The organism is Sulfurivermis sp., assembly GCF_059410345.1.
This window is the reverse complement of the sequence record NZ_JBLJDO010000033.1, coordinates 1-11,261: the sequence shown is the minus strand read 5'-3', so window position 1 is coordinate 11,261 and position 11,261 is coordinate 1. Positions and strand designations below refer to the sequence as shown.

At 64.2% G+C, this 11,261-nt stretch carries 13 protein-coding genes; 2 read left to right on the top strand and 11 right to left on the bottom strand.

The genetic code is table 11. From position 1 onward, the window contains the following. A partial coding sequence (locus ACMV8A_RS15315) for an IS3 family transposase (RefSeq protein WP_495326754.1) occupies positions 1–95 on the top strand: 95 nt, incomplete at its 5' end. Between the two features lie 424 nt (positions 96–519). Continuing rightward, entirely contained in the window at positions 520–3,609 is a 3,090-nt protein-coding gene (locus ACMV8A_RS15310; RefSeq protein WP_495326752.1) for a PAS domain S-box protein, read from the top strand. Between the two features lie 15 nt (positions 3,610–3,624). Here the strand turns inward: ACMV8A_RS15310 and ACMV8A_RS15305 are convergent, their stop codons facing one another. From ACMV8A_RS15305 to ACMV8A_RS15255, 11 genes are all read right to left on the bottom strand, one after another. After that, on the bottom strand, positions 3,625–4,560 hold the full coding sequence (locus ACMV8A_RS15305; RefSeq protein WP_495326751.1) for a hypothetical protein: 936 nt from the start codon (positions 4,558–4,560) through the stop codon (positions 3,625–3,627). Between the two features lie 5 nt (positions 4,561–4,565). Then, on the bottom strand, positions 4,566–5,381 hold the full coding sequence (locus tag ACMV8A_RS15300) for an OmpA/MotB family protein (RefSeq protein WP_495326750.1): 816 nt from the start codon (positions 5,379–5,381) through the stop codon (positions 4,566–4,568). Positions 5,382–5,393: 12 nt separating this feature from the next. After that, positions 5,394–6,164 carry a motility protein A gene (locus ACMV8A_RS15295; protein ID WP_495326749.1) on the bottom strand — a complete coding sequence of 257 codons (771 nt, stop codon included), beginning with the start codon at positions 6,162–6,164 and terminating at the stop codon, positions 5,394–5,396. A 39-nt stretch (positions 6,165–6,203) separates the two neighbouring features. Then, positions 6,204–7,481, bottom strand: a complete 1,278-nt coding sequence (locus ACMV8A_RS15290; RefSeq protein WP_495326748.1) for an MFS transporter — start codon at positions 7,479–7,481, stop codon at positions 6,204–6,206. A gap of 23 nt (positions 7,482–7,504) precedes the next feature. Beyond that, a complete protein-coding gene (locus tag ACMV8A_RS15285; protein WP_495326747.1) occupies positions 7,505–8,281 on the bottom strand; it encodes a transporter in 777 nt (258 codons plus the stop codon). A 1-nt stretch (position 8,282) separates the two neighbouring features. Continuing rightward, positions 8,283–8,819, bottom strand: coding sequence for a DUF3106 domain-containing protein (locus ACMV8A_RS15280; RefSeq protein WP_495326746.1), 537 nt, complete (start codon positions 8,817–8,819; stop codon positions 8,283–8,285). Then, a complete protein-coding gene (locus ACMV8A_RS15275; RefSeq protein ID WP_495326745.1) occupies positions 8,819–9,016 on the bottom strand; it encodes a hypothetical protein in 198 nt (65 codons plus the stop codon). The genes ACMV8A_RS15280 and ACMV8A_RS15275 overlap by 1 nt, the downstream gene beginning before the upstream one ends. Next, positions 9,006–9,347, bottom strand: coding sequence for a hypothetical protein (locus ACMV8A_RS15270; RefSeq protein ID WP_495326744.1), 342 nt, complete (start codon positions 9,345–9,347; stop codon positions 9,006–9,008). Before ACMV8A_RS15270 ends, ACMV8A_RS15275 begins: the two co-directional genes overlap by 11 nt. After that, the gene (locus ACMV8A_RS15265; RefSeq protein ID WP_495326743.1) at positions 9,340–9,900 is read right to left on the bottom strand and encodes an RNA polymerase sigma factor; all 561 of its coding nucleotides are present in this window, start codon (positions 9,898–9,900) and stop codon (positions 9,340–9,342) included. The genes ACMV8A_RS15270 and ACMV8A_RS15265 overlap by 8 nt, the downstream gene beginning before the upstream one ends. Before the next feature lie 44 nt (positions 9,901–9,944). Further along, positions 9,945–10,394: a hypothetical protein gene (locus tag ACMV8A_RS15260; protein WP_495326742.1), complete on the bottom strand. Its 450-nt coding sequence runs from the start codon at positions 10,392–10,394 to the stop codon at positions 9,945–9,947. Between the two features lie 87 nt (positions 10,395–10,481). After that, entirely contained in the window at positions 10,482–11,246 is a 765-nt protein-coding gene (locus ACMV8A_RS15255) for a TatD family hydrolase (protein WP_495326753.1), read from the bottom strand. Between the last annotated feature and the right edge of the window lie 15 nt (positions 11,247–11,261).

Genomic DNA, 11,261 nt, shown 5'->3' with positions numbered 1-11,261 from the left:
ACTACATCGAGCTGTTCTACAATCCCCGTCGGCGGCACTCGACCTTGGGCTACCTGAGTCCGATGGAGTACGAGAGGCAAGCTAATTTAGCTTAGGCGGGTGTACGCAGAACCTGGGGCAGGCCAAAGCTTGTTTCAAGTTTTAGCTTCGTGCGCAATTAACGTCAAGCGAAAAAACACCACGATTGCTATCAGTTAATTTCCAGAACAGTGCGGTACACTGGCGGTACACTAGGCAGCAAAGATAAACAAACGAAGAACAACGTAACCCAATGAAAAATAATAGAAAGCATGCAACATAGACAAACAATGACAATCGTTGTCAATCAATAACTTATTGATTTTGAATGAAACTCAAAATCTGCCGGGGGCAACCCCGTGTCGGTTCGATTCCGACCCTCGGCACCACATTCCGACAGCCGCACTCTCCCCCCTTCTTGCGGCGGACAAGCCCGGCCGGAGCAGGTAAAGTAAGAACTCTTCGGACCGCCACAGACTTGGCCAGGGCAAGCTGTAAACAATGACCGCGTCGCGCTTCCTGCTTCGACTGCTACCACTGCTGCTGTGCCTGAGCGCCACGGCACAGGCGGAGCGCCTGGCGCTGCAACCGGTCAGCCTGCAATTGAAGTGGTACCACCAGTTTCAGTTTGCCGGCTACTACGCCGCCCTGGAACAGGGCTACTACCGCGATGCCGGCTTCGACGTCACCATCCGCGAGGGCCATCCCGAGCGCGACCCGGTGGCCGACGTCGTGGCCGGCAAGGCCGACTTCGGCGTCGGCGCCTCGGAGCTGATCCTGGCCCACGCCGCTGGCCAGCCGGTGGTGGCGGTGGCGGTGATATTCCAGCACTCGCCGCTGATCCTGCTGGCCCAGCGCCGCCCCGACGTGGATTCGGTGCACGACCTCATCGGCAAGACCATCCAGATCGTCCCCCACGAACACGAGCTGTTCGCCTTCATTCAGGCGCTGGGCCTGTCGCCCGACGATTTCATCATGGAGCCGCGCCGCGAACATCTGCACGATATGCTGAAAGGGCGCGTCGCCGCCGTCGCCGCCTACTCCACCGATGAACCCTACGAGCTTTTGCAACGCAAGATCGACTATCTGGAGATCACGCCGCGTTCCGCCGGCATCGACTTCTACGGCGACAGCCTGTTCACCAGCCGACAGCTGGCGGAGAGTCAGCCGGAACGGGTCAAGGCCTTCCGCGACGCCACCCTGCGTGGCTGGACCTACGCCCTGAGCCACCCGGAGGCCATGGCCGAGCTGATCCAGCGTCAGTACAACCCCGGCAAGAGCCGCGACCACCTGCTGTACGAGGCGCGCGCCATGCAGCGCCTGATCCTGCCCGACCTGGTGGAACTGGGTTACATGAACCCCTGGCGCTGGAAACACATCGCCGCCAGCTATGCCAATCTGGGCATGCTGCCGCACGACTATGACTTTGCCGGTTTCCTGTTCGACCCCGACCCGCAGGTAGACCTCACGCTGTTTTACTGGACCGTCGGACTCGGCGCCCTGGTCACCCTGTTCGGCGGCGCCATCATTCTGTACATCATGCGCCTCAACCAACGCCTGCGCGCCAGCGAACAGCGCTACCGCGTGGTGTATCAGAACGCGCCCATGGCCATTCTGGTCGCCGACGAACAGCTGCGCATCACCGCCTGGAACCGGCAGGCGGAACGCATCTTCGGCTGGCGTGCCGAAGAGGTGATGGGCCGCAACTTCCTCGAGCTGATGGTGCCGGGCGGCGAACAGGAGCAAGTGCAGCACGCCATACGGCAGGCCATCGATGATGATGCCGGCAGTAACTCGCGCAACTGGAACCTGACCCGCTCCGGTGAGCAGATCCTGTGCGAATGGATGAACGCCGTACTGCGCGATAGCGATGGTCACCTCAGTGGCGTGGTCTGCCTCGCCCTCGACATTACCGAACGCAACCGCCTACAGGAACAATTGCTTGCCTCGGAACAGAACTATCGCACGCTGACCGAAACGGCCCCCTTCCCGGTGGTGGTCACCGGCCTGGCCGACAACAATGTGCTCTATATCAACAGCCGCGCCGAACAGCACTTCAACATCCGCAAGGCCGACGCCGTCGGCCGCAGCGCACCGAACTACTGGACCGACCCGGCGCAGCGCACGGCGATGCTGGCGCAGTTGCGCAGCCAGGGCCACGTGCATGACTTCGAGGCCCAGCTCAAGGACGACCACGGCAACGACTTCTGGGTCTATCTTTCTGCGGCCCTCACCACCTTCGACGGCAAGCCGGCGGCCTTCGTCTCCTTCAACGACATCACCGAGCGTAAACTCATCGAACAGGCGCTGCGCAACAGCGAGCAACACTACCGTCTGCTGGCCGAGAATGCCTTCGACGTGATCTGGACCATGGACCTGCAGGGGAACTTCACCTATGTCAGCCCGTCGGTGGAGCGGCTGCGCGGCTATACCGTGGACGAGGTGATGACGCAGACGGTGGAGCAGGCGCTGATGCCGGAATCGGCAGCCCAGGCCGCCGCCGGCATCCGCCACCTGCTGGAAACCGGCGAGGTCTTGCGCCATCACTGGGAGCTGGAACAGCCGTGCAAGGACGGCTCCACCGTATGGACCGATGTGCGCATCAGCATCATGCATGACGCCGCAGGCCAGCCCAGCGGTATCCTCGGCATCACCCGCGACATCACCGAACAACGCCGCATCCGTGAGGCGCTGAACACCCGCAGCGTCGCCATCGAGGCGGCCGCCGAGGCGGTCGTCATCGCCGATCCGAACGGTATCATCGAATACGTCAACCCCGCCTTCACCCAGATGACCGGGTTCCAGGCGGACGAGGTCATCGGCCAGCGCCCCAGCATTCTCAAGAGCGGCCAGCAGGGCGCCGAATTTTACCGCCAGCTGTGGAGTACCATCACCGCAGGCAAGGCCTGGCGCGGGGAGATCGTCAACCGCCGCAAGGATGGCTCGCTATATACCGAGATCATGGCCATCGCGCCGGTGCATGACAGCCAGAACAACATCATCCATTACGTCGCCATCAAGCACGACATCAGCACACGCAAGGAACTGGAGGCGCGACTGGAGCACCTGGCGCACTTCGATGTGCTGACCAATCTGCCCAACCGTCCGCTGTTCTTCGACCGGCTGGAGCGCGCCATCGCCAGCGCGCGCCGTAACGGCGGCGCCGTCGGCCTGTTGTTCCTCGACCTGGACGGCTTCAAGGAGGTCAACGACACCTGTGGCCACGACATCGGTGATCAGCTGCTGCGCGAGGTGGGGCAACGCCTGCAGGCGTGTATCCGCGACTCCGACACCGTGGCGCGCATGGGCGGCGACGAATTCACCGTCGTCCTGCGCAACATCTCCGCCCCCATCAATGCCGAGGCCGTCGCCGGCAAGATCATCGGCAGTCTGTGCACGCCGTTCCACCTCGCCGGCCACGAATTCCATATCGGCGCCAGCATCGGCATCAGCCTCTATCCGTTGCATGCCGACAGCCTGGAAAGCCTGGTAAGTTATGCCGACCAGGCCATGTATGCGGTCAAGCGCAAGGGCAAGAACAATTACGCCGTGTATTCATCCGCTGTCACAACCGAATCCACCAGTCAGTAGCGCCGGGCACCCCACTCAGAACTCGAGGGTGGGCCGCAATACCACTGTCAGGTGATCCCGTCCTGCATCGGCCAGCGCGCCGCTGTATTTTCGATTGCTGTACCACACCACACCCACCTCCAGCGCCAATGCTGCACCATGGCGTTTGAGCGGCCATTTCTTGCCTACCGTGACCTCCTGATCCACCAGCACCAAATCGCGTGTGTCGGCGCTGATGCGGTAGGCGATATTGCTGTTCTCCAGCAGGGGCAACCAGCGGGTCGGCGTGTCGTAATCGAGATGATTGCGGCGCAGCCCGAGATAGACCACGTCGGTGATATGCGGATTGTGGTGCAGCTTGATGCCGATGCGATAGCTCATGCTGAGGCGGTGATCGCGGTAATGCCGGTCGCTCTTGAGTTTGTATTCCAGCTCGAACCAGTCGTCCTCGATCAGCTCATTGGCCTTGATATGGTAATTGCCGGCGCTGAGCAGATAACCGACGTGGCCCCGATTGATCTCGCCGCGCATCGCCTCCGGTGCGGCGTAGTCCACCACGTTGCCGAAAAAAACAGACAGCGCATAGGGTTCCTCAAAGCCTGCCGTGACCGACGCGATGAGATTGAAACCATTGCCGACATCGGCGCTATCGTAGATGCCGCGGTGATTTTTCTTCAGGTACACACCGGCCAGCGGCAGAGGATAGACGCTGGCCTCCAGCAGCATGAAACGCGGCCTGAAGGCATCGAGCAGCAGGGTGCGATAGATTTGCAGCTCCGTGGCGGTGCCAAGCTTCTGCACCGGCTGCCCGGTCAGGGGCACATAAACGCCGATACTGCTGTAGTAGGGCGCCAGTTCATACACCACATCCACATCGGCGCCATTGGCCCGCGCCTCGTCACCGGCGGCATGCGCAGCGCCCGCCATCACCCCGCCTGCGGCCAATACCGCCAGCAACCACGCCCATCCCATCCTGCTTACCGTCCGCTGTCATCAGGCGCTGCGGTCATCGTGATGACGATGGAGACGCGCCGGTTCACCGCCCGCCCTGCAGCGCTGGCGTTGTCCTCCAGCGGGCGGGTGTCGGCATAGCCGATGGCACGCAGCTTCCCCGCCGTCACACCCTGGCCGATCAGGTGGCGCACGACGTTGGTGGCACGCGCCGCCGACAATTCCCAGTTGGAGGGAAACATCTCGGTGGCAATGGGCACATTGTCGGTATGTCCCTCCACCGCAATGGCATGACCGTCCTGGCGCAGCAGCGGCACCAGTTTATCCAGCAGGCTGCGGCCTTCAGCGCGCAGATCGGCACGACCGGTGGCAAACAGTATGCTCTCCTTCAGCCGCAGTTCGATGCTGCCGGCCTGGGTAAGCAGTTCCACATTGTCACCCAGCCCCTGCTGCACGATGGTGCGGCTCAACTGTTCCGCCAGGGCCTGCTCCTCGCTCACCGGCGGCGCCTCCGGCTGCACCACCCGCCCCATCTCGCGCGATACCGCCTCGGACAACTCGCGGTAGGCCTCGGAGTCGGTCTTGGCGTAGGCCAGCATCACCACGAACATGGTGAGGATCAGGGTGAGCATATCGATGTAGGTGAACACCCACGCGTTGTCGTCCTCGTAGGTGGAGTCGGGCCGCGGCTCATGGGTCTGTGCCCAGGGCAACGGTGTGCGCCGCGCCTCTTCCAGCTCGGCGCGCAGACGATCGGCATCGAGTTTGTACTCGTCCTCCGGCATCGGCATGCCGTTGCCGTTGGTGGCGACATGGGGGGGGTGGTTGTCGGGCTGCGTCATGGCCGTACTCCGCTACTGGCGGATTTCGTCCTCGTAACGCGCCATGAAGGACTTGAGGGTTTCGCGGATGTAGGCCGGCGAGCGCCCCTTGCTCATCAGCGTGATCCCCTCCAGCACCATGTTCATCAGCATCACCCGCTGCTCGGTGCGGCGTTCCATCTTGATGGCAATGGGCTTGAACACCAGGTTGGCGAGAATGATGCCATAGAAGGTGGTGATCAGGGCGATGGCCAGATTGACACCAATCAGCGCGAAATCAGAGCCCTCCATGCCGAACAGCATGTTGATCAACCCCACCAGGGTGCCGAGCATGCCGAAGGCCGGCGCGTACATGGCCATGGTGCGGAACACCTGCGCCTCGGCGGTTTCCTTGGCGCGCAGGCGCGTCATGCGCCATTGCAGCAGGGTGAGGATGTCATCCAGCGGCGTGTCATCGATGACCAGCTGAATGCCCATGCGCAGGTAGGGATTGCGGATTTCATCGAGGCGCGTCTCGATGGCGGCCAGGTTGCCCTTGAACCACTGGCGCGACACGGCGACGATCTCTTCCATGTCTTCCTTGGCATAGTAGCGTTCGTGACGCAACACGATGATGAACACCCGGAACACGCGCAACACCTCGTGCAGCGGATAGCTCACCAGGGTGGCCGCGATGGTACCACCCAGCACGATGCCGAGGCCGGGCAGATTCCAGAAGGCGCCGTAGTCATCGGCGGTGAGCGCGATGGTCACGGCAAGCAGAATGATGCCGCCAAACATGCCGAGTACGGTTGCCGGATTCATGCAAATTTCATCCTGAAATATCTGTATTCATAGTAGCGCTTACTCCAGTGTCCGCGCCATGCGCGCCCCCTGGCTCATGTCCACCCGGCTGAGGAACCAGGCCCCCAGGGCAAACAGGATCAGCAGCGACAGCAGCGACAGGCGCGGCTCACCGCTGGCCAGGGACACCCAGCCCACCATGATCGGTCCCACCACGGCGGCGAACTTACCCAGCATGTTGTAGAAGCCGAAAAACTCGGCGCTCTTGTCGGCCGGGATCAGACGCGCGTAGAGGGAACGGCTGAGCGATTGAATGCCACCCTGCACCAGACCGATGACCACCGCCAGGACGTAGAACTCGGCCTCGCTCTCCATGCGCGTCGCCCACAACACCACCAGACAGTACACGGCGATGGCCACGTAGATGCCGGCCTTGGGGCCAAAACGCTCGCCCAGCCGGCCAAAGGCCACGGCCGCGGGAAAACCGACGAACTGGGTGATGAGCAGGGCAACGATCAGGCTCTCGGCGGCAAGACCGATGGCCAGGCCGTAATCCACCGCCATGCGGATGATGGTGTCCACCGCATCGATGTAGCACCAGTAGGCGAGCAGGAACAGGCCGACGTGACGCAGACGCCGTATCTCGCGGAAGGTAGCGCGCAACTGGCGAAAACCGCCGGCCACCGCCGCCAGTCCGCTGCGGCCATTGCCCGGCGGCTCCGGCACCCACCAGGCCAGCGGCAGGGTGAACAGCGCCCACCACACGGCGACGGTGAGAAACGACACCCGTACCGCCGTCGCGGCATCGGCCAGGCCGAACCAGTGCGGCTGCAGGGTCATCGCCACGTTGAGCGCGAACAGCAGGCCGCCGCCCAGATAGCCGAGGGCAAAACCGAGGGCGGAGACGCGGTCGTAGCGCGACGGCACGGTCACCGCCACGATCAGCGCGTCATAGAAGATCAGGCTGGCGAAGAAACCGATGGAGGCGCCGACGTACAGCAGCGCCGCCAGCAGCCACTGCCCCTGGGCGACGAAATATAGCCCGCCGGTCATGCCGACGCCGAGGGCGGTGAAGGCGTAGAGAAAGCCCTTGCGCGTCCGTCCCTGATCGGCGATGGCGCCCAGGGCCGGGGCGATGAAGATGATGAGCAGGCTGGCCAGGGAATTGGCCACGCCGAGCTGAAAGGTGCTCTCGGTGACGTCACTGCCGGCGCTCCAGTACTGCTTGAAGAAGAGTGGAAAAAAGCCGGCCATCACCGTGGTGGCGAAGGCGGAGTTGCCCCAGTCGTACAGCGACCAGGCATAGATGGATTTTTTGTTTTCGGTGGGCCGCTCCATCGGCACACCTTAGCATGCGGCGCCTACAGCGCGAACCGCAGCTTCACCCCCACCCCCCAATCCGGGCTGGCATCGCTCAGACCCTTTAGCACATGGCCGATCAGCCGCGTCCTGCGGTCCACATCCTGCGCCAGGTACAGCGTCAGCTCACGCTTGCCATCGACACCCTCCAGCGGCGCCTGCTCGCCGTACCACTCCACACCACCGTCGGCGCGGCCGACGGGAAAGGTGAAGCCGACGGCGCCATAGCCGATGTTGTGGTAATCGACACCCGGCGGGTCACCCAGCCACTTGTAGCCCACCTGCCCATACAGCGCGTCCTTGGCCAGTTCCAGTTGCAGCGCATAGTCGTTGGCGCCGGTGCCGAGACGGCGCGTTTCGTCGGCCGTACCGAATTTTGCCTTGGCGGTCAGCGCGGCCCAGGGGCGCTGCGCGGTCTCTTCCCACAGCCGCACGGTGCCGGCAACGCGGACGTCACCCAGACCGCTGTCGGTGCGTGTGCTGGTGGTGGTCTTGGTTGGACTGAGCCGTCCCATGCCGCTGCCGCTCACCACCACATCGCCCGGCCCCGAAACCCACAGATAAGGCACGGACAGCGACCAGGCATAGCGCGCCTCGGTATATTCCAGTGCCACCGGCAGCGACAGCAGACTGGTATCGCTGCCGGTGCCGTAATCACCACGCGTGTATTCGCCGCCGATACTCAGGCTGTAACCGGATTCTGCCGCCATCAGGGGGGCTGCCGTCAGCGCCGCCGCCATGATCCACGCCGGATGCCTCACCATTGCCAGTAACCTCATTTCAACGTCTCCCCCCCATGCCGCCGCCGAAGTCGCGCCGCTGCTCCATACGATCGCGCATGGGGCGATCGCGCCGTTCCGGCATCGCCTCCTCGCGGCGCTGCCGTGCCCGCTCCTGTACCTCCTGACGCTGCGCGGGGCTCATCTCCTCCCAGCGCTGGCGCAGATTCTGCCGCTGCTCCGCCGGCAGTTCGCGGAACCACTGGGCGCGCTGGCGCAGGCGTTCCTGCTCAGCCGGCGGTAGTTCGCGGAATTGCTGATAGCGCTCACGAATCTGCGCCTGCCGCTCCGGCTCCAGTGCGCGCCAGCGCTGGAAACTCTCCTGCGCCAGCGCACGCTGCTGCGGCGTCATCGCCTGCCAGCGCTGCGCGCCCCTGTGCAGGCGCTCGCGCTGCTCCGCATCCAGACTGTCCCAACGACCGGCATAGGACTTGAGCAGCACCTGCTCCGCCGTGTCCAGCTCGTTCCAGGCCGGTGCCGCCAGGACCAGTGCCGGCAGCCACAGGGCCAGCCATACCAGCATCGTGCGTCTGTTCATCATTGTTCCTGCCCTCCACCCTGTGCCGTCTTGTCTTCCGGCGCAGGCAATTCAAGTTCTGTCGGGTCCACCCAGGCGCCGTCGGCGGTCTCAAAACTGCCGAGAAAATCCAGCAGCTCCGGCGTCGGCGCCTCCTCCGCAGCGATCACCGCCGCGGAAAACACCAGCAGCAGCACGGCCCACGGTTCAACCCGCATGCGGGCCTTCCTCTTCCAGCCACTGGTAGAAATCCAGTTGCTCATACAGATCGAGCGGCTCGGCCGCCGTCAGCAGCTCGAAATCCGCCACAGTGTCGAAGCCGTTGCCCGGCAGCGGCGCCGGCTGTCCCAGCCACAAGGCGGCGGCCAGCACCGAAGCGAATACCGCACCGCCCGCTGGCAACCACCAGCGCCAGGCCGTGTGTTGCGTTTGCAGCGCCCGTGCCCGCGCCTGGGCCAGACGGGAGCGTGTGGCGCCGTCCAGTTGCGCCACGCCCTCATCCAGCGCGGCGCGCACCTGCTCGATCATCTGCCGGTCATCGTCATGCATGGCGGTACTCCTCCAGCTGTTCGCGCAGCGTCTGCACGGCGCGGGAATAATGGGTCTTCACACTGCCTTCGGATATTCCCATGGCCGCGGCGGTCTGCGCCGTGTCCAGGCCCTCCCAGGCGCGCAGCAGGAATGTCTGCTGCTGGCGCAGCGGCAGCGCGCGCACGGCGCGCTCGATGGCGCTCAAGGTCTGCTGCCCATCCATCTGCCGCTCCGGCTCGCCGGCCGGGTCGGCCGGGAAGGACACCAACGGGTCGTCCTCGTCCTCCGCCGTGCGCCCGAACCAGACGCGCAGGCGCGACCGTACCTTGTCACGGCGATACCAGTCACGGATGCGGCTCTGCAGTATGGTGTGAAACAGCGGTGGCCACTCCGCCGCCTCGCGCCCGCCATAGCGCTGCACCAGCGTGATCATCGCCTCCTGCACCAGCTCCAGCGCATCGTCGCGGTTGCCGGTGGCAAACCAGGCGATGCGGAAGGCGCGCCCTTCGATACCGGCAAGAAAGCGGTTCATCTGCGCATTGGAATCCAGGGCATCCTCCTTCCGCACCACCGGCCGGCAGCACACCTCGCGCTGCCGGTACCGTGCCCACGTTCTTAGCGAGCCTTGCCACCACCGGCACCCATACCGGCGCCACCACCCATGCGGCCACCGCCCATCTGGCCGTTGCCGCTCATGCCTTTGCCGTTACCACCCTTCTGGCCGGCGGCACTGCCGTCATTGAGCTGCTTTTCCAGGCGCTTCTGGTTCTCCGCACGCTTGGCCTGTTCCACATCGGGCTGGTGCACGCGTTCCTGGGTACGGGTACGCGTCTGCTCCTGGGTGCCCGTTTCATCCCGAGTGCGGAGCTGGTCCTGGGTACGGAGCTGGTCCTGGGTACGGAGCTGGTCCTGGGTACGGAGCTGGTCCTGGGTACGGAGCTGGTCCTGGGTGCGGAGCTGGTCCTGATCACGCAACGGCGTGACCGCATCCTCGGCCCAGGCAGGGGCGGCCAACAGGGCGGAAACCAGGCCGGCGGCCAACAGGGAGCGGGTGAAGTTTTTCATGGTCGTATCCTCAGAGTTGGGAGAAAAGTCGTCTTACAGTGACAAGTAACGCGCCGCTTCCCCAACGGTTGACAGGCAGGAGAAAAATCACAGCCGCAGCACGGCACGGGCGTTGGCCGTGGTGGCCGCCGCCAGGGCCGCCGCATCCGCGCCACGCACCCCGGCCAGGGCGGTGAGGACCTCAGGCAGGTATTCCGGGCTATTACGCTCACCGCGGTGGGCGGCGGTGACGATGTCGGGGGCATCGGTCTCCAGCACGATGGCCTCCAGCGGCAGTTCCGCGGCCAGGGAGCGGATGCGGCTGGAGCGCTCGTAGGTCAGCGTGCCGCCGAAGCCCAGCTTGAAACCCAGCTCCAGATACTGCTCCGCCTGCTGGCGGCTGCCGGAAAAGGCGTGGGCAATGCCGCCCTGAGCGAACTTGAGCCGACGCAGGGTGGCGAGCACCTGATCGTGGGCCTTGCGCACGTGCAGCAACACCGGCAGGGCAAATTCCTCGGCAAGGCGCAGCTGTGCCTCGAACAGCGCCTGCTGCGCCGCCTGATCCAGTCCCTCGACGAAGTAATCCAGACCGATCTCGCCCACCGCCACCGGCCGCTCCCCGGCCAGCAACTCCCGTAACTCCGTCAGATGCTCCGGCCGGTGGATGTCGAGATAGATGGGATGCATGCCCAGGGCGGGCAGCAGATCCGCCTCCCAGCGGCACAGGGCGCGCAGGAACTCCCAGCCCGGCTGGTGGATGGCCGGCACCACCTGCCGCGTCACACCGGCGGCGCGGGCACGGGACAACACCTGCGCGCGGTCAGCGGCAAATTCCTCAACGTCTATGTGGCAATGGGTATCGATGAGTTCCATGGTGCTAATTAAAGC

Bases quoted from the DNA above. Each gene is read 5' to 3' on its own strand.
- ACMV8A_RS15310 (WP_495326752.1), top strand. From the start codon at position 520: ATGACCGCGTCGCGCTTCCTGCTTCGACTGCTACCACTGCTGCTGTGC.
- ACMV8A_RS15305 (WP_495326751.1), bottom strand. From the start codon at position 4,560: ATGGGATGGGCGTGGTTGCTGGCGGTATTGGCCGCAGGCGGGGTGATG.
- ACMV8A_RS15300 (WP_495326750.1), bottom strand. From the start codon at position 5,381: ATGACGCAGCCCGACAACCACCCCCCCCATGTCGCCACCAACGGCAAC.
- ACMV8A_RS15295 (WP_495326749.1), bottom strand. From the start codon at position 6,164: ATGAATCCGGCAACCGTACTCGGCATGTTTGGCGGCATCATTCTGCTT.
- ACMV8A_RS15290 (WP_495326748.1), bottom strand. From the start codon at position 7,481: ATGGAGCGGCCCACCGAAAACAAAAAATCCATCTATGCCTGGTCGCTG.
- ACMV8A_RS15285 (WP_495326747.1), bottom strand. From the start codon at position 8,281: ATGAGGTTACTGGCAATGGTGAGGCATCCGGCGTGGATCATGGCGGCG.
- ACMV8A_RS15280 (WP_495326746.1), bottom strand. From the start codon at position 8,819: ATGAACAGACGCACGATGCTGGTATGGCTGGCCCTGTGGCTGCCGGCA.
- ACMV8A_RS15275 (WP_495326745.1), bottom strand. From the start codon at position 9,016: ATGCGGGTTGAACCGTGGGCCGTGCTGCTGCTGGTGTTTTCCGCGGCG.
- ACMV8A_RS15270 (WP_495326744.1), bottom strand. From the start codon at position 9,347: ATGCATGACGATGACCGGCAGATGATCGAGCAGGTGCGCGCCGCGCTG.
- ACMV8A_RS15260 (WP_495326742.1), bottom strand. From the start codon at position 10,394: ATGAAAAACTTCACCCGCTCCCTGTTGGCCGCCGGCCTGGTTTCCGCC.
- ACMV8A_RS15255 (WP_495326753.1), bottom strand. From the start codon at position 11,246: ATGGAACTCATCGATACCCATTGCCACATAGACGTTGAGGAATTTGCC.